Origin of the sequence: Oceanicola sp. S124 (assembly GCF_000220565.1) — a bacterium.
Taxonomy (GTDB): Bacteria; Pseudomonadota; Alphaproteobacteria; order Rhodobacterales; family Rhodobacteraceae; genus Pseudooceanicola.
This window is the reverse complement of record NZ_AFPM01000071.1, coordinates 1-20,437: the sequence shown is the minus strand read 5'-3', so window position 1 is coordinate 20,437 and position 20,437 is coordinate 1. Positions and strand designations below refer to the sequence as shown.

Below are 20,437 nucleotides of genomic sequence, written 5' to 3'. Positions count from 1 at the left end.
ATCGGCGGATCGGCCGATATCTACGGCACCGCCTCGGTGCGCCCGACCATGGCGGCCTTCGCCTTCGCCTCGAACGAGGGCAAGGACGACGAGGGCAACGACCTCGAGTCCTCGGAATATGGCGCCACGCTGGCGGTCAACGTCGCGGTGATGAACATCACCGCCAATGCCGAGATCGAGAGCGGCACCACCCTGCGCGCCCAGGACACGGTGACGGTCAACGCGGCGTCGGAGAACTCCTTCGACCCGACCGCCACCTGGCTGACCACGCTGATCTCGCCGCTGATCGAGGCCTTCAGCGATCCCGATTACACCCCCGCCGACGGCGAAGTGGACATTTCCGCCGGGGATATCGTCAAGGACGACGACGGCACCTATTACAAGGCCAAGACCACCAAGCTGAAGGTCGACCTGGCGACCGAGGATTTCGCCGGAGAGCCGGCCGACTGGGAAGCGGTCGACTGGTCCAGCTACGTGATCGGCTTCATCGGCGAACTGGCCACCTACCTCGACGACAACTTCGGGCTGGTGACCAAGCTCTTCAACATCTGGGAGCAGAGCTTCGCGCGGGGCGAGAAAGCCTCCATCGCGCTGGCCGGGCATTACCTCGACACCAATTACAACGCCTATGCCAGGGTGCATGACGGCGCCAAGGTGGTGATCACTACCGATGGCACGGACGCGGCGGCGGCCACCGATGGTGCCAGCCTCGATGTCAGCGCCAGCGCCACCGACCAGAACATCATCGGCGTCGGCAATATCGCCCCCTTCGGGATGAACTACTCGAACCCCGCCAGCTACAAGGACAAGGGTTTTGGCGGCGCGATCAAGGCGCATTACTCGGGCGTCAAGAAAAGCTTCAAGGACAGCAAGGTCGTCCAGAACCCCCTTGGCGAGGGCGAGACAGAGACCGCCATCGGCGGCTCGATCGGCATCAACCTGGAACAGACCGGCGCCATTGCCGAGGTCGGGGATATCTGGCTGAAGGCCGACGACATGAACGTCACGGCGGGCACCCATCATCTGGGCGTCTCGGTCGTGGCCGCAGGCGGCAAGGGCGGAAAGCTGTCGATCAACGGCGCCTGGAACCACTATTCCATCGACACCACCGCCCGGGCCGAGATCGGCGCCGGCAGCACGATCACCCTGTCCGGAGACCTGACGGTCAACGCGACCGAGATCGTCTCTCTCTTCGCCTTCGCGGGCGGGGTCTCCGTATCCGACGGCACCTCGGTCGGCCTCTCGGGCGTGACCGTGCTGTCGGATCGCACCGCGCGCGCGCAGGTGGCCGGCGACGGCAGCGGCGGCACCTTCGACATCACCGGCAATGCCAGCTTCGATGCGGCCTCCAAGGGGGTGATCCTGCTCGGCGCCGTGGCGGCCGCCGTGGCCTCGGATCCGCCGCCGACCGACCAGGCTGACACCGGCGGCTCGACCGACACGAGCTCTCTGGCCAGCTCCAGCGGGTCGCTCTCGGGCATCGCCTCGTCCGGGGCCTCGGGGGCCTCGGCCTCCAGCAAGGGCGGCGTCGCGGTCTCGGGCTCGGCCACCGCGCTGCAGGAAACCGTCAACGTCCATGCCACGGTCTCGGACCTTGCCAGCTTCGAGGCGGGCGAGCTGAGCCTTTCGGCCAAGGATCAGTCAACCAAGGTGCTGATCGCGGGCGCGGGCGCTGTCTCGACCACCTCGTCCGGGCAATCCACCGTCGGTGTCTCGGGCGCCGTGACCGTGGTGAACAGCGAGAAGAACATCTCGTCGAAGATCACCACCGCCAGCAATGAATTCACCCTGGCGCTGGACAAGCTGACGCTGAGCGCGCTGGACGAGTCCGGCTACTACCTCTTTGCCGCCGGCGTCGCCGTGGCGACCGGCAACCGGGGCACCGCCGTCACCGGCTCGCTGACCGTCGCGGTCAACCGGACCGAGATCGAAGCCGGCCTTTCGGGCACCTCCAGCCACCAGGTCACCCTGGCCGGCACGCCCGAGGTCGAGATCACCGCCAAGAACACCGCCGACTGGATTTCCGTTGCGGGCGCAGCGGCTTACGGCGGCAAGACCGGCGTCGGCGTGGCGCTTGGCTTCTCTGTCGTGGAAAGCCTCGTGACTGTGCTGGCCGAATACGTCGGCCATGCGACGGGCGTGTCGGCGGATGGCTTCACCCTCTCGGCGCTGAACGACATCGTGCTGGATGCGGTGGCCTTCGGCATCGCCGGCTCGTCGGATTCCGCTGGCGGGGCGGGCGTGGGCATGGTGGCGCTGAACCACTATTCCTCGTCGACCGTGGCCGAGGTGACCAACTCGGACATCAAGGTCGGCAATTCCGGCGGGCTGACCATCTCGGCGCTGGAAACCTCCTGGCTGGGTGTCGGCGCCGGCGGCGCGGCGCTCTCGGCGGGCAATGCCGCGGTTGGCATCGCGGTGGCGGTGAACATCGTCACCAGCGCCAAGAACGACGATGACGAGACGCGCGGCACCGAGGTTCTGATCTCGGGCTCGACCCTGACCACCGGCACCACGCCGATGGTGCTGCTGGCGGGCAACGACATGGACATGGTCGCCGTCGCGGTCGGCGCGGCGGTCTCGAAGAAGGTCGCCCTGGCGGGCAGCGCGGCGGCGAACCGCAGCTTCCTCGGCGCCAAGGTCCTGGTCGACGGGACCTCGACGCTGACCGCGGGCGGCACCCTGCGCGCCGAAGCCTACGACGAGGGCACCTATGTCGCCGTCGGCGGCGGCTTCGGCCTGGCGCTGACCGGCTCGGGCGGCGGGGCAGGGGGCGCGGGGATCGCGCTGAACCTGATCGACACGCCGCTGACGGTGAAGATCGACGGCGTGATCGAGGCCACCGGTGCGACCAGCCTGATCGCACGCTCCGAGCAGGGGCTGGTCACCGTGGCGCTCGGCGGCGCGGGCTCGGGCGGCATCTCGGTCGGCGGCTCGGTCGCCACCTCGACCCTGGCGGGCGACGTCAAGGTCGAGATCGCGTCCTCGGGGACCTGGACCGTGGGCGACCTGACCGCCACGGCCACCGACAGCAGCTATATCACCAACATCGCCGGCGCGGTCGGCATCTCGCTCGGCAATGGCGGCGTGGGCCTGGCCTTCGGCGTCATCGACAACCGCCGCTCGATCACCTCCAAGATCACCGGGGCGACCACCATCAATGCCTCGGGCCACATGACCGTGGCCGCCGGGGCCCGTGCGCCCGTGGGCGGAGGCGACGACTACGGCTTCCTCGACGATGCGGTGGCGGGGCTGGCCGATGATGTCTTCAGCCAGACCGATATCGACCGGGATGACCTGAAATCGCAGTCGGTGAACATCACCGCCGCGGTTGGCGGCTCGAAGATGGTCGGCGTCGGCTTCAACCTCGCCTCGACCTATATCGAGCGCGACATCACCGCCGCCATCGGCGACAGCGCGGTGATCACCCTGACCTCGTCCTCGACCGACATTGCCGATGCGACCACCGGCCAGACCAAGGGCCTGCAGGTGACGGCGGATGATGCCAGCGGCATCGTCACCGTCTCCGTCGGCGCGGCGGCGGCCATCGGCATGGGTTCTGCGGTGGCCATCGCGGTGGCGGGCAGCGTCGCCCTGGCCGAGATCGACAGCGATGTCGAGGCCAGCATCGGCGCGGCGACGATCACCCTGGCCAACCAGGCCGACCTGGGCGTCACCGCCTCGAACGACGCGGGCATCACCTCGGTCGCCTTCGGCGCGGCTGCCGCCATCGGCGGCACCTTGGGCGCCGGCGCCGTCGGCTTCTCGGCGGCCTCGAACATCATCACCTCGGTGACCGGCGCGCGGCTTGGCGCCAATGTGACCGGCACGGGCGGCGCTGCGGGCATCAACAACCTCTTCCTCGACGTCGAGAACTCGACCCGCATCACCTCGGTCTCGCTTGCTGCGGCGGTGGCGGGCACCACCGGGCCGGTCGGCTTTGCCGGTGGCGGCGCGGGATCGGGCAACACGATCAAGGGCGCGACCTATGCGCTGGTCGATGGTGCCAGTGTCTCGGGCGTCGACGACATGTCGCTGGATGCCTATTCGGATGCCGATATCACGGCGGTTGTCGTCGGCCTCGCGGTGGCCGTGGCGGCCGGTGGTGGCGCGGGCGGCGGTGTCGCCCTGGGCGTCGCCGTGGCGATCAACCAGACCGATGCGCCCGACAGCGCGGTCAGCGGCCTGCCCTCGGATCATGGCTTCATCGTCGCGGCGCGGGTTACCGACAGCATCCTGACCCTGGGCGGAGACGTCTCCATTGCCGCCAAGAGCGAGATCGACATCGACGCCCATGTGGTCGCCGCCTCTGTGGCCGTGGCCGCGACCGGGGGCTTCGGCCTGGCCGGTGCAGGCGCCGGTGCAGGCGCTGCCAACCTCGGACAGGCCGAGGTGCTGGCGGAGGTTTCGGGCAGCACGAGCAGCCACAAGCTGGCGGCCGACAGCGTCTCGGTCACCGCGCTGAACCTTGCGGATATCTACTCGGGCGTCGGCTCGGCTGCCGTGGCCGTCTCGGTCGCCGGCGGCAGCGCCGTGGCGGTCTCGATCGCCGTGGCGGTGGCCCGCAACGAGATGGAGGCCGATACCGTGGCCCGGATCACCGGGCTGACCGGCACAGGCCTTCTGGACGTGGAAAACGCGCTCTCGGTCGAGGCCAGGACCAGCTCGGGCGGTCGCAAGCTTGAAATCGAGGCGATTGCCGTTTCGGCCTCGGTGTCGGTCGCGGGCTCCAGCGCGGTCGGCGTGGCCATCGCCGGGGCGGGGGCCTTCGCCTTCAACAAGATCACCGGATCGACTCTGGCCGAGATCACCGATGTCAACGCGGGCACGGCGGGCAGCCTGCTGGTCAGCGCCGTGAACGAGGCGGTGATCACCGCCTCCGTCGTCTCGGTCGCCGTGGCCATCGGCGTCGCGGGCAGCGGCGGCGGGCTTGGCGTCTCGATCGGGGCGACCCATGTGTCGAACCGCATCGGCACCTCGGACGATGCCTTCGACGTCACCGCGCGGATCCGCGACGCGGGCCTGTCGATGACCGGCGCCAGCACCATCAGCGCCACCAACAGCGCGACCATCACCGCGCTCGGCAATGCGAACTCGGTCGCCGTCGGTGTCGACAGCTTCGCCGCCGGCGCCGCCTCGGGCGCGGGTGCGGGGGTCAACAACGAGATCTACACCGCCACCCTGGTGGAGATCGAACGCACCGCCGCTTATGGCGATAGCTCGAAGTTCCTCGAAACCGAGACGCTGACCCTGATCGCCTCCGACACCTCCTCGTCCACCGCCACGGCGGTCGGCGCGGCGCTGGCGGCCGCCGTGGCCCCGATCGGGGTGGGGGTCGCGATCTCCATCGGCGCGGCCATCGCGCGCAATGACCTCAAGACCTCGGCGCAGATCCTGATCACCGACAATGCCCTGACCTCGGCGCCGATGATCCAGGCCGGTGTAGACAGCGACGGAGACGGTGCGGATACCGCCCAGGGCCGGATCTCGGCCACGGCCACCAATGACGCCACGGCCAAGGCCTATTCCGTTGCCGCCTCGGTCGCGGCGGGGGGCGGCATCTTCGGCGGCCTCGCCCTGTCGGGCGCGGGGGCCAATTCCACCAACGTGATCAAGAATACCTCGGAGATCGTCATCACCGATGCACGGATCCGCACCAGCGGTACCAGCGACGGCGACGAGACCATCGGCGACATGAGCTTTGTCGCCACCTCGACCACCCACTCGACCTCGGCCGTGACCTCGGCTGCCGTCGCGGCCAGCGCCGGCATCGTCGCGGGCGCGGGCTCCATCGGGATCTCGATATCCAAGAGCCAGGTCGGCGGCGACAGCGAGGCCGACCGTGCCCAGGTCACCCGCGTCTATGCCACCGGCAGCTACCTCGATGCCGCCGATGACCTGACGCTGTCGGCCTCGGCCACGGAAGAGCACCACCTGCGGGTCGCCGCCGCCTCTGTGGCGCTGGCCATCGGCATCGGCGGCGGCGTCGCCGTCGCGGGGCTGGGCATCAACGTGACAAACCATTCCACCGTCGAGGCCATCGCCGAGGACAGCTACCTGATCGCGGGGGGCTCGATCACCCTTCAGACCACCTCCAGCACCACGGTCGACGACACCGTGGACGGGGTCGAGGGCAATACGATGGTGGGCACCGCGACCTCGGTCGGCGCCACGGCGGTGTCGATCTCGGTCTCGCTGCTGAACGTCGATATCGGCAATGCCTCGCGCGCCCAGGTGCTGGGCGGCGTGGGCAGCGACACGATGGTCGAGGCGGGCGGGAACGTCACCGTCCATGCTGCCGCGACCTCCATCGCCAATGACCTGAACGGCGTCGGCGTGACGCTGGCGGGCGGCGGCTTCACGGCGGCGGGCGGCGGGCTGAACATCTTCCTTGATACCTCGAACGAGGTGCTGGCCGAAATCGACCTGGACAGCGACCAGCGCCAGGTCGAGGCGCGCAGCGGCACCGTCGAGGTGCGCGCGACCGAGACCGTCGAGATGTCCTCGAACATCGACAATGTCACCGTCGCGGCCTCGGCCGTCGGCCTGGCCATCGGCGCTGCCGTGCTGGAAAGCCGCCACGGCTCGACCGTGCGCACGGCGATCCGCAATGCCAAGGTGACCGCGCAGGACATCGCCCTGTGGTCGCGTTCGGATGTGGATATCACCAAGGTCGGCGCCACCGGCGTCAGCATCGGCGCCGTCGCGGCGGTGGTCAACGTGGGCCGCGCCCTGGCCGAGGGACAGGTGCAGGCGATCATCGACAACGCCAATTTGGTGGCGGGCAACCAGATCACCGGCCTGGCCTCCTACGACATGTACCTGCGTTCGTCCAATACCGGCGTGGCGGCGGGGATCGGGGCCCTCGGCACCTCCTTCGCCAAGGCCAGCGGCGGCACCGGCTACGATTACGACAGCCAGCTGATGGTCATCAACGGCAGCGCGCTGCAGGCCGAAACCATCAGCCTGAAGGCCGAGCTGATCTCGGACATCTGGGCCACCACCACCGCCGGGGGCGGCGGCGGCTATGTCGGCACCGGCGCCGAGACCACCGTGACCGATGCGGCGACCGCCGATGTGCGGATCGACGATGGCACCAGCCTGACCGCCGAGGCGGTCTCGATCGCCGCCCGTGCCGACCGCGAGGTCGACGGTGCCGCGGATGCCTATTCGATCGCCGTGGCCTCGGGCTCGGGGGCGTCGCTGCTGCTGACCTCGACGGGCGATGCCACGGTGCGCTTCACCCAGGGCACCGGCGCGGCGGACGACCGCACGCTGATCATCGCCCGCTCCGTGCAGGTGCAGAGCTACAACAAGCTCTACAAGGAAGGCATCGTCGACACCGACGGCGGCGGCAAGAAGGTGGAAAACAACGTCACCACCGGCGCCGGCAACCTGGTGGGCCTGTCCTACCTGGGCACGGTGGCCGATATCGGCACCGACAGCGACAAGTCGGTCAGCCAGGTCGACCTGGGCAAGACCCGTATCGTCGGCGTCGGCTCCTATGCCGATCCCGGCTCGGTCACGCTGCGCGCGCTCTCCGACCATTCGGTCGCCGATGCCATCGAGGTGCATGCGGTCTCCGGCGTGGCCGGAGCTGCGGTCGCCACCAGCAGCCAGATCATCCGCGCCGAGACCGATGTCTCGATGGACGGCGCCTCGATCGAGAACTTCTCGGGCGAGGTCACCGTCGAGACCCGCGCCTACATGCGCAACACCGCCGACGCGGCGATCTTCCAGGCGGGCTACCTCTCGGCCAACCTCGGCATCTCCGTCACCGCCAAGACCTTCTCGGACACCACGATCAACGTGAACGACTCGGTGATCCAGGCCAACCGCCTGGCCCTGACCGCGGGCAAGGCCAATGGCACCGTCAACACCATGGTCTCGCGCACTGCGGCGAACGGGTCGCTGGTCTCGCTTGGGGTGTCGCTGGGCGTGGCGGTGCAGACCAACACCACCGACCTCAAGAGCGACGTGTCGATCACCGGCAGCTCTCAGCTTCTTTCGGCGGGCAATGTCTTCATCGAGGCCGAGGACGGGCTCAGCAGCTTCGGCTACGACGGCCTGGTGCTGGTGTTGGCCGTGCCACCCTATGGCTACGGTGTCGCCAACCAGGGCAGCCAGAGCACCTCGAACACCGTCGATATCGCCGAGACCGCGCAGGTGCGTGCGGGCGTCAACTTCCAGTCGCACTACCTGGTCTACGATGCCGCCGACTTCCAGGCGAAGAACCCCGGCATGCTGTCCGGCGGTGACGCCGAGCGCAGCCTGACCAATGCCGAGAAGACCGCCCTGGGGCTGGACCTGACCCAGGATTACACCATCGGCTTCTGGGACAGCGCCGAGCTGTCCATGGATCTGTTCTACGGCGACGTGGTGCAGCTGACCGCCGCCTCGATCACTGCCGGGGCGACCGGCGCCAGCGGCGGCTACTACCGCTTCATCGGCGCCGAAAGCGGCGGCGTCGTCGCGCTGAACATGAACACCGCCGACTACACCAACACCGCGCTGTGGCAGCGCATCTCTTCGCCCAGTGCGCAGCAGATCGATGCCGCCTACCAGAGCGATGCCGGTGGCTTCATGCGCGACGCGCTTGAGGAACAGATCATCGTGGTGCGTCCCACGGCGATCAACGCGCCCACCGTCTCGGTCGGGCGCCTGGCGACCCTGCTGGCCTCGCAGTACCAGAAGATCCAGCAGCTGATGTCGGAATACGACACCAACGAGGAGGCCCTGGTCCGCTACCAGGCCCAGCTGGAACAGATCGCCACCCAGATGCAGCAGCTCGGCCTGACCCCGCCGGACGAGACCGGCGGCGTCGTCGAGGAGACGCTGGAAACCCTGTTCATCACCATCCCCGACATCACCGCCGCGCCGGGCTCGATCTTCATCGAGAGCGATGACGGCGCCTCGGCCTTCTCGGGCCTGACCAGCGGCGGCGATCCGGTGCTGAAGGCCCACAAGGATGTCGAGATCAAGGTCTACTCCAACATGATGCTGATGCATCGCGTGGGCGACGTGATCATCGACAACACCAAGGTGGCGCGCTACTCGGAATACACAGGCGATTACACCGAGTTCTATCCGGGCAATATCTACGTCAACGACGTCAAGCTGACCGGTGCCGATGACGGCACCGAGCCGACGGCGACGATCACCGTCTCGGTCGCGGCGATGAACCGGGGCGAGTACGGCTATATCACCGCGATCCAGGACTACTTCGACGAACAATACAGCCTCGGCAACTTCGACCAGCCGCAGACCGTGCCGACCCTGCCGCCGGATCTCTATGTCCTCGGCTCGGTGGTGAACGAGCTGGGCAATGTCACGCTGAACAACGACACCGCCGCGATCCGCATCACCGGCCAGATCTCGGGCCAGACGGTGAACATCTCGGCGGGGGGTGATTTCACCATCACCACCGACTGGTATCACGTCGGCTCGAACCCGGCGCTCTACAACGGCATCTCGGGCTTTGTCGGCAATGTCGAACCGGCCGGCAGCACCAAGAACACCAAGGTCACCGACTACGTCTCGGACACCCACAACACCGACGTGAAGGCGACCATCGACGCCGCCATCGCCGCGACCGCGGCCAGCTCTGCCGTGGTGGCCAACGGCATGATCTCGATCGTCGCGACCTATGTGAACGTCAACGGGCTGATCCAGTCGGGCGTCACCGAGGCCTCGATCACCATCGACGAGAACTTCGTCGCCCCGACCTACGACACCTCGCTTTCGGGCGAGGACGGGCAGGCCATCAACGGCGTCACCTTCGGCGAGATCAACGGCACCGCGGTGCCCGTGACGGGGCGGTGGGATTCCGCCGAACAGGCCTTCATTCTCGACGACATGGTCTTCTCGGGCGGCCGGGTGGAAATCACCGGCAACGTCATCTCGACCGGCGGTGGCCGCATCGTGGTGGCCTCGGGCTATGCCAATGTCTCGATCCGCAACAATTCCGGCTACAAGCTGATCGTCAACGAGATCGACACCTCGACCGACCGCAAGGGCGTGATCCAGATCACCGACACCCTGCAGACGGGCGATCATGCCGACAGCGTGGCGCGGCGCACGACCTATACCGAGAGCGCGGGCAGCGTCACCCGCACCGAAAGCTACGGCCTGATCTCGCGCGACGGCGAGGGCAACTTCCAGGGCGTCGAGTTCGTCGAGCTGGGCACGCTGTCGTCCAACGACACCGGCAGCTATGCGCCGGTCGAGGGCACCTATTACATCTACTCGCAAGGGCAGCGAACGGTGGAACAGACCATCGAGACCCGCTACGAGAAGACCTTCAACCTGTTCTTCAACTTCGACGCCGGCGGCGGAACCCTGCTGTCCAAGAACACCGAGACGCTGGACGATGCGCCGCTGCTGGAAAGCCAGGCTCTGTCGAGTTATGCTGACCTGATCGCCCTGGGCGGCTGGACGCAAACGCCCTCGGCCAGCGCGGGCGAATACCCGGATGTGCTGGTGCGCTACAAGAACGTCGCCAATTACGACGTCGAACTGGTCTTCGACGACGTGGTACGCGGGCCCGACGGGACCTACTACAGGTACAACGTCGCCGATACGCTGCAGATCGAACTGTCCGATCTCTTCGAGAGCGACAACTCCATGAAGGCCGCCTATGCGGATGCCTTCGAGGTCACGACCTCCCCGACCTTCACCGAGAGTGACCGCGACACCGGTGAATATCTCTCGACCTTCAAGAACTTCGACCAGACCACCCGGAAATGGACCGAGGGTGGCGGCTACATGAAGAAGAAGACCGTCTACAACGAGACGACGACGGTCGAAGGCCTGAAGAAGTACTGGGATGTCGCGATCCTTGCCGATCACCAGATCTCGATCGAATTCGCCAACCTGAACGCCACGCCCGAAGTGCGCATCGAAAGCGTCGGTGACGTGGTGATCGCGGGCGACATCAAGACCGCGCCCGAGGCGAAGGTCTTCCTCAACCCGCAGTTTGCCCTGCCGGGCGGGGCGGTCGGGGTCAACGGTGGCTCGATCACCGCCGAGGACGGGGTCTCGGTCTCGGGCTACCTGCAATCAGTGGATACCGACGGCTCGGTCACGCTGACGCTGGTCAACTTCGTCACCGCCGATGCCCCCGCCTGGAGCGCCGGCGACAGCGAGGCGCCCGATGACGCCCGCGTGCTCGACATCCGCGCCACCGGCGACATCAAGATCACCGTCGGCTCGGACAGCAACGACCGCGGCGTCGCCAGGATCACCAACGTGATCTCGACCGGCGGCGACGTGGTGATCCGTGCGCCGCAGGGCATCTATGCCTCGTCCGGCTCCGTCATCGCCGGCGACCGGGTCGAGCTGCAGTCCTCCTCGGGTCTGATCGGCACCGCCGCGCAGGCCGTGGGGATCGACACCGACCATACCGACACCGACGGCGGCTTTGCCGCCTCGGCCGGGCTGGGCATGAACATCACCGAAATCGCCGGTGACCTGCATCTGGTGCAGCCGAAGTACATCCGTACCGACTTCATCCGCCCGGATGAGCTGGGGCCGATCTCGGTCGGCTCGCTGAGTGGCGCGGTGCAGATCACCGCCGCGGCAGGCTCGATCTACGACTACAACTTCGAAACCGATGGCGCGATCACCGCCGCGCGGCTCGAAGCCTACAAGGCCCGCCTCGGCCTGACCGACGGCAACCGCACGGTGATCGGCTTCCAGCTGGATGCCGCCCTGCGCGCCGACTATGCCGATTACGTCGAATACTGGACCAACATCCGCGAGGAACTGGGCGCGGGGGCCGTGTCGTCGGACCTGACCGCGCTGTCGACCTACGACGATCTGGTGGCCTCGCTGGCCGCCTCGGATCCCGATATCGACACGGCCGAAGCCGAGCAGATCATCTTCGACACCTACAACACCCTGCATCAGCAGTATTACGACAAGCCCTTCTTCGACACCGAGCTTTACGCCAACTACTACGCGGTGATCTGGGTCGACGGCGAGACCGTCGAGCTGTCCGAGATGTCCAGCTTCAAGGCCGAGGTCGCCAGCCAGCTGGCGCAACTGGCCGGGGCGCAGATCAACGCCCGCTACGGCACCGTGCACCAGCTGCTGGCCAGCTATGCCACCGGCACCGACAGCGACCTGCGTGACTACGTCGAGCAGATCCACGGCGACGCCGCCAGCAAGACCGAGCTGACCGAGCTGGCCAGTTTCCAGACCTACCTCGAGGCCGAGGCCGGCGGTGCCGCCGCCTGGGCCCTGCTGAACGCGACCGACCAGCAGGCTGCCATCGACGCTGCCACCGCGCGCTTCGAGGACATCCACAACGCCGTCTGGTCCTTCGACCATGCGGTGCTGACCGGCTATATCGACTACGTCCGCGCCGCGACCACTTCCGAAGGGGCCAAGGACAGCGAGGGGGCCTATCTCTCGGCCGCCGAGGACATGGCCGAGGGCGGTGCCGTCGGCAGCCGCGCCAGCGACTACGACGCGGCGATCCCGGGCTTTGACACCGCTGCCGAGAAGGCCGCCTTCGAGGCCGAGCTGACCTATCTCTACGAGGACCTGCACGAGGCCAACAAGGCGCGCGAGCAGAAGGGCACCTACGTCGAGAGCCTCTTCCTCGAAGGCTCGGCCCGTGAGGCGGCCATCGACGCGGCGCAGAGCCAATACGGCACCATCGACAGCACGCTGTCCTCCTCCGTCGCGCTGGAGCTCTATCCGCTGCTCGAGATCAGCGCCGTCACCGGCGGGGCAGGGGCGGCGGCCGAGAACGCCAATATCATCGCCGAAGAGGTGATCCTGACCGCCTCCGGCTCGGCCGACGGGCAGGGGCAGATCGGCACGCTGACCGAACCCGTTCAGATCGACTTCACCCTGGATCTCGACAGCCTCTCGCCCGCCGAGAAGCTGGCCCAGGAAAACCTGCGCCGTTCGCTGCAGGCCCAGGATATCGTCGACGTGGTCTATGACCTCTACATCCGTACCGGCGGCGACGCGACGCTGACCGCTCAGCCCGAGCAGGGTGGCCTGGCGGCGGATACCGGCAACTGGACCAGGCTGACGGTGATCTTCACCGACTATGATGCGGCTCAGACGCTGTCGGTCGCCGATGGCGAGGTGATCGCGGTCTGGAACTCGTGGCCGGTGGCGGGCGAAAGCGACCCGGCCCCGACCTATCGCCTGTTCCGCAACACCTCGGGCAGCACGGCCGGCGTTGCCGTGCAGTCGGTGAACTGGGATGCCCCGGGCGCCGGCTGGTCCGAGATCACCTCGACCAAGAGCTTCGCCGAGGATCCGGCCTTCGTGAATGTCACGAACGGCGACATCATGGCCGACCTCTGGAGTGTCCAGCGCGTCTCGGCCCGACCCTTCGCCGATGTGAACCTGCGCGCGCTCACCGCCTCGGCGGCGCTGCTGCTGACGATGAATTCCTCCGGCCTCGCCGGGATCGGCCACGACGGCGCGACCCTGAACGTCAAGGGCGCCAACGCGGGCGGCTTCCTGCGGATCGTCTCGACCGGCTCTCTCTACGATGTCGCCTCGGGCGGCTACGCGGCGACGGCCTCGGACTACGTCAGCCTTGTCGCGGATGGCTCGATCGGCACCTCGGACAGCTTCTTCCGGGTCAATATCACCGATGGCTCGACGCTGATGCTGCAGACCGGCCAGGATGCCTTCATCGAGCAGAAGGGCGGCGATCTGACCGTGACCCGCGCCCTGATCGGCGGCAGCCTCGACCTGAAGACCCCGGCTGACCTCAGGATCGGCGACATCGACGTGCTGGGCAACGCCAAGCTGACCGTCGGCGGCAACCTGACCGATGCCGCCGGGGACGACGCCGATCCCTCGCTGGATCTCAACGCCGTCACCGTCGAGCTGGACGTCACCGGCAATGTCGGCTCGACCGGCAACCGGATCGAGATCGACCTCTCGGGCGGCATCTTCGGCACCGTCGGCGGCAACCTCTACCTGTCGGACTACGACCAGTTCGAGCTGGAGGCGGGCGAGGACCTCGCCGTCACGGGCACCGCCGATATCGCGGTGCGCCAGGCGATTTCCGGCGCCGAGGGCTCGACCCTGTCGGGCAATGTCATCGTGCTGGACAGCCGCTTCAGCTACATCGGCACCCAGGCACTGCCCTTCGACCTGCTGATCACCGGCAGTGGCGGGCACCTGAGCGCCGAGGCTGTCAACACCATCTGGATCACCTCCGCCGGGGCGCTGCCGCTGATGCGCCTCACCTCGCAAGAGCTGGTGACCCTCTCGGTCGCCGGGGCGATCACCAACGCCCGCTCGGATTCCGCCGCCACTATCGTGACCACCTATGCCCGTCTCCAGGCGGAGTCCGTCGGCACCGCGTCCAGCGCGCTTGTCACCGACGTGACCCGGCTGGCGCTTCAGACCACCTCGGGCGGCGCCTGGCTGCACGAGCTGAACACCCTGCTGATCGACAGCGCCTATTTCGACGGCCTCGCCATCGACCTGGCGGGCACCGGGGTGATCACCTCGGCGGGCGCCATGACCCTGTCGAAGGAAGTAGACGCCACGGGCCAGAGCCTGACGCTGGGATCGGACGCGCAGCTGGAACTGACTGGCAGCGATGCCAAGGTCACCGCCGCGACGCTTGAAATCAACGCGGAAACCGCGCTGGTGCTGACCGGCGCGGCCAGCCTCTCGGCCTCGAACGCCACGCTGCGGGCGGGCGACAGCCTGTCCTTCAGCCTGGAAAGCGAGGTCACCGTGACCGGCCTGCTGGCCCTGGAAGGCGACGGCAGCCGCTTCGCCAGCGACGGCGAGGGTGCCGCGATCGAAGCCTTCGGCACCTGGGATGCGGCGACCATCACGCTGACCACCTACGGTGACGAGGACAGCGTGCTGCTGCAACCGACCCGCATCGACGGCGATGTGACGGTCAAGCTGGGCGGTGGCGAGGACCTCTTCACCCTGACCTCGCTGAATGCCCGCGATGCCGCCGACAGCCTCCTGATCGACGGCGAGGGCGCGGCGGATGAGTTCATCGTCAACCGCCCCGACGCAGCGCGCAGCTACGTACTGGACTTCGTCGACAGCGGCGGCGACAGCGACGGTGCCGATATCCTGACGATCAACGGCCGTGACACTGCCGATACGGTACTGGTGCGCGCCAATTTCGTCGCCCTGCTCAACACCGACGCCGAGGGCGCGATCACCGAAGATGTCGAGCGCATCAACTACACGCCCTCGATCAACGGCCGGATCCGCATCAACACCCTGGACGGCGACGACTACATCGCCTCGGACGATACCGGCACCCTGTTCACCCTCGATGGTGGCGCAGGCGACGATACCTTCCAGATCGGCCAGCTCTTCGGCGCCGACCGCCAGGCGCCCCATGTCGCGATCGGCGACGAGATCGACACCGTGGAAACCACCCAGGGTTTCCTGACCCCGGGCAACAGCCAGGCAATGGTGATCTTCGGCGGCACCGGGCACGACACCTTCAACGTCTATTCCAACAAGGCCCTGACCAAGCTCTTCGGCGAAAGCGGCAATGACACCTTCGTGGTCCGCGCCTTCGTGCTGAAGGCCGACAGCGCGCTGACCGCGGGCGGCGGCGATACCGAGGTCTTCGGCGGCGCCGGGGATGACAAGGTGCTCTACAACATCAACGCCCCCCTCTCTATCGATGGCGGCGCGGGCACTGATACCATCGTCGTGCTGGGCACCGAGGCCGACGACAGCTTCCTGATCACCGAGGGCGGCATCTACGGCGCCGGTCTCAACATCTCCTTCGCGGGTGTCGAGAAGGCCGAAGTGGACGGGCTCGAGGGCGATGACACCTTCTACGTGCTCTCCACAGCCGAAGGCATGGTGGTGACGGTGATCGGCGGCCTCGGCTCGGACACCATCTCGGTCGCGGGCGATGTCACCAACGAGATCGTCAGCCAGGAGGTCGAGGGCACCTCCTCGGTCATCAACCACTCCGTCCTGTCGGCTGATCCGGCCTTCAACCAGATCTTCGTCGACGGGCTGCGCCTGAATGTCGCCTCTGCCGAAAGCGGGCTGTTCGAGGTCGATACCTCGGGCCTTGCGGTGCTGGACGAGGGCGGCACCTGGGGCAGCTACCGCATCCGCATGACCGAGGCCGTGGCGGGCACCGTCTACCTGACCGTCTCGGCGGCGCGCTCCTCGACCGAGGACCGCGAGCTGACCGATATCGACCCGGCGCTTTCGGCACTGGTGGCGACCTCGGCGACGGGGGATTACGCCTCGGCCCAGGTGATCGAGTTCACCAATGCCAATGAATGGGTGACCGTCTACGTCAAGGCGCCGCAGGACGGCGCCGCCGAGGGCACCCGCGACGTTGTGATCAGCCACGCGGCCACCGGCACGGGCCTGACCTCGACGCCGAAGATCGCCAATGCCGAAGTCACCGTCTACGACGACGACAAGGCCATGGTGCTGGTCGAGGGCAACCCCTCGGAGGTCGACCTTGTCGAGGGCGGCACCGGCTATGCGCTGCAGATCCGCCTGTCGCGCGCCCCCGAGCCGGGCGAGACGATCACCGTCACCCCGACCTTCGCGGGCAGCGATCTTGAACTGGACATCGCCTCGGTGACCTTCACCGATGCCGACTGGTCGGACGTCAAGACGATCATCGTCACCGCCATGGACGACAGCGGTGAAGAGAATACCGAGCGCCACACCCTGGCGCTTGAGGTCAGCTCGACCGACCCGGCCTCGGCCTTCCTCGCGGTCGAGCAGACCGAGATCGACGTCACCGTGGCCGACAACGACAAGGGCTCGGTGATCATCACGCAGACCAATGGCAGCACCATCGTCTCGGAAGGGGCGACGGACAGCTACACGATGGTCCTGTCGAAGGCGCCGACGGCCGATGTGGTGGTTTCGATCCTGTCCGACGGGCTGACCCTGCCCAGTTCGACCGACCCGCGCTTTGTCGACGGCAAGGTGACCTTCACAGCCGACAACTGGGACCAGCCGGTCACGATCACCCTCACCAAGGCCGATGTGCCCCCCGCCGAGGGCCAACCCACCGTCGCCGTCGAGGCACAGGAGCAGGTGCTGACCGGCATCCGCGGCCCGCTCTATGTCTACGGCGGCATCGGGCCGGGCACCGACCGGGCGCTGGAACAGGGCCTGAAGCTGCCCACCGAAACCGACGAGCCCCTGCCCGAGGTCTCCTCGCCCGTCGACGAGGACACCAAGACCGACACGCTGCTGTTCTTCAACGCAGGCGCACTCACCAACCAGAGCGGCACGCTGACGGAAACCCGCCTGACCGGCTTCGGCATGGTCGCGACCGACCTCGTGCTGAACGAGGGCACCGTGGCCGCGCCCAGCTATGTCACCTATGACGCGGGCATCACCTATGCCGAGTTCGAGGTGGTCGAGCTGATGCTGGGCCAGGGCGACGACACGCTGGCCATCGACAGCACCGCCGCGGGGGCGATCACCGCCATTCATGGTGGCGGCGGGTCCGACACGATCACCGTCACCGCACCCGCCTCGGGCGAGGCCCTGGCGGGCGGCGAGGACCGCGTGCTGGCGATCTTCGGCGACACCACCCAGAGCGGTGATCGCTACTCGACCTATACCGGGGCGATCAACGGCTCTGGCCGCGCCTTCATTGCCGGGGGCAACGACAGTATCGACGCCTCGGCGGCCATGGGCACGGTGATCATCTACGGCGGCGTCGGCGATGACAGCATCACCGGCTCGAATTACGACGACCACCTGCTGGGCGGCTCGGGAAATGACACCATCGCCGGGCTCTCGGGCCGGGATCACATCTACGGCGACAACGGTCTGAACATCGACCTGAGCCTGCGCAACGACCTGCAGGACCAGCTGATTTCCGTGGTCTCCCAGCAGGATACCAGCGCCGATGGCTATGACGCCCAGACCGGCGACGCGCTGGCCGCGGCGGGCGATGACGTGATCACCTCGCTGGGCCAGTCGATCATCCTCGCCGACTTCGGCGTGATCGAGCAGCTCGACGGGGTGAACCGCGCCTTCGACACCCGCTCCATCGCCCGCGTGTCCTCGGTGCGCGACGACGAGGGCGGTGCGGACGAGATCACCACCGGCTCGGGCGAAGACTGGATCATCGCGGGCGCGGGCGGAGACACGATCTCCTCCGGCACCGGCGCCGACGTGGTGCTGGGCGACGCGGGATCGCTGACCGTGCACGACGGCATCCTGCCCGCCGTGGCCGACAGTTCCGACAGCGCGCCTGAGGCCGGAGGGGCCGACCAGATCACCCTCGGCGACGGGGTGAAATGGGTCATCGGCGGCCAGGGCGGCGACACGATCACCGGCGCCAACGGCGGCGGCGTGGTGCTGGGCGACAACGGCCGCATCGCGCAGACCGCGCTCGGCGCCTATATCCGCATCGAAACCACCGACAGCCTCGTCGGTGGCGCCGATGACATCGACTTCGGCTCGGGCGACATGGTGGTCATGGGGTGGCCGCGATGGTGACTGGATCAAGCTGGGCGTAGGCGATCATACGATTGCCGGTGACATCGCGGAACTCGACTTCACCGCCGGTGTGCAGACCGACTTCAACGGGCTTAACGACGTCCCCGACGCGGGTGGCGATGACACGATTGACGCTGGAGACGGCCTCAACTGGGTGATCGGCGGCCAGGGCGGGGACGACATCGACCTCGGCCATGGCGGCGGCGTTGTCCTCGGTGACAACGGGCGGATCCAGCAGACCTCGGGCCTGGCGTTCACGCGGATCGAGACGACCAACTCGACGGTCGGCGGCGAGGACAGCATCGACGCGGGCTCGGGCGACATGGTCGTGATGGGCGGGCGCGATGGCGACGAGATCCGGCTTGGCAATGGCGATCACTCGATTGCCGGCGACCTGGCGGAGCTGGACTTCACCAATGGCATCCGTACCGATTTCACCGCGCTGACCAATACTCCGTCGGTGGGCGGCGATGACCTGATCGAGACCGGAGACGGCCGCACCTGGATCATCGCAGGCGAGGGCGGAGACGATGTGACCACCGGCGACGGCGGCGGCGTGGTGCTGGGCGACAGCGGGCGCATCCAGCAGAGCGACGGCCTTGCCATGATCCGCGTCGAGAGCTTCGAACACGCCCTTGGCGGCACCGACGAGATCGACATGGGCTTTGGCGATGCTGTGGTCTTCGGGGGCCGCGACAGCGACACCATCCGGGTCGGCTCGGGTGATCACGTGATTGCCGGTGACTTCGCGGAACTTGATTACACCAGCGGTGCGCGCACCGACTTCAATGCGCTGAACGATCTGCCCTCGGCAGGGGCGGGCGATCTGATCGAGGCGGGCCAGGGCAACAACTGGGTCATCGCCGGGCAGGGAGCCGATACGGTCGCGCTTGGGCCGGGCGGGGCCGTGGTGCTGGGCGACAACGGGCGTATCCGGGCGACCTCGGCCGGGGCGCTGACCCGGGTCGAGACCGCCAACAGCGAGGTCGGCGGCAACGACAGCATTACCGCTGGCGACGGCGACGTGGTGGCGTTCGGGGGCTTCGGTGACGACACCATCCGCACCGCGGGCGGCGATGACGTGATCGCCGGCGACATGGCGGAACTGGATTACGAGGACGGGGTGCGCAACATCTTCGCCAGCGTGATCGAGGATCCGGCTTTCGGCGGCGACGACCAGGTCTGGACCGGCGAGGGCGACGACTGGGTCCTGCTGGGCGAGGGCGACGACACCGTCACTTCGGAAGGCGGCCTCAACATCGCCATCGGCGATGCGGGGGTGATCCAGGCGGATACCACCGGCGCATTCTACCGTGCCGAGAACAACCAGTTCGCCACCGGTGGCGATGACACCTTCTATGGCGGCACCGGGCGCGACATCCAGATCGGCGGCGCCGGGTCGGATTACCTCGACGGCGGCGCAGGCAACGACTTCATGGCCGGGGATGGCGGGCTGATCCATGTCGACCCGGTCGACAACACCTACGAGATCACCTTCGAATCCACCGAGATCGAGGTCGGCGGCCCAGACACGCTGATCGGCGGTGAAGGCCGTGACGTGATGCTGGGCGGGATCGGCAACGATACCTTCGACCTCAACATCGCCGAGGATATCGTGGCTGGCGAATTCGCCCGGGTGCGGATGCGCCCCGATCCGAATTCCTCGGAGCCGGACAAGGAGGTCGTGACCTCCTTCCTGACGCCCGCCGTGCGCGACATCGACCTGCTGGCGCAGATCACGATGGGGGTGAACTTCTCGTCCGGGAAGACCGAGGTCGAGGTGGTGCCGGGCAGCGATCCGCTCGGCACGGCGACGGCGGTGCCCTCGGTCAGCCAGATGCTGGCCGGGATGCGCGTCGACCTTGTGCTGTCGGAAGACGAGGTGGGCGAGGACGCCGACCTGGCCACCCTGCTGGCCACCTTCGACACCCCGGCGAGGTCGTGCCCGGAATGACCGGCTTCACCTACC

2 protein-coding genes are annotated in these 20,437 nt (G+C 67.5%); both read left to right on the top strand.

Features of this window, described 5'->3' with window-relative positions; genetic code table 11:
- The first annotated feature begins 48 nt into the window (after positions 1 to 48).
- The gene (locus OS124_RS23815; protein ID WP_237708081.1) at positions 49 to 18,468 is read left to right on the top strand and encodes a hypothetical protein; all 18,420 of its coding nucleotides are present in this window, start codon (positions 49 to 51) and stop codon (positions 18,466 to 18,468) included.
- Entirely contained in the window at positions 18,413 to 20,422 is a 2,010-nt protein-coding gene (locus tag OS124_RS0105780) for a calcium-binding protein (protein ID WP_138919438.1), read from the top strand. The genes OS124_RS23815 and OS124_RS0105780 overlap by 56 nt, the downstream gene beginning before the upstream one ends.
- Positions 20,423 to 20,437 lie beyond the last annotated feature (15 nt).

Excerpts from the sequence above, each read along its gene's own strand:
- OS124_RS0105780 (WP_138919438.1), top strand. The coding sequence starts at position 18,413 with ATGACATCGACTTCGGCTCGGGCGACATGGTGGTCATGGGGTGGCCGC.
- OS124_RS23815 (WP_237708081.1), top strand. The coding sequence starts at position 49 with ATGGCGGCCTTCGCCTTCGCCTCGAACGAGGGCAAGGACGACGAGGGC.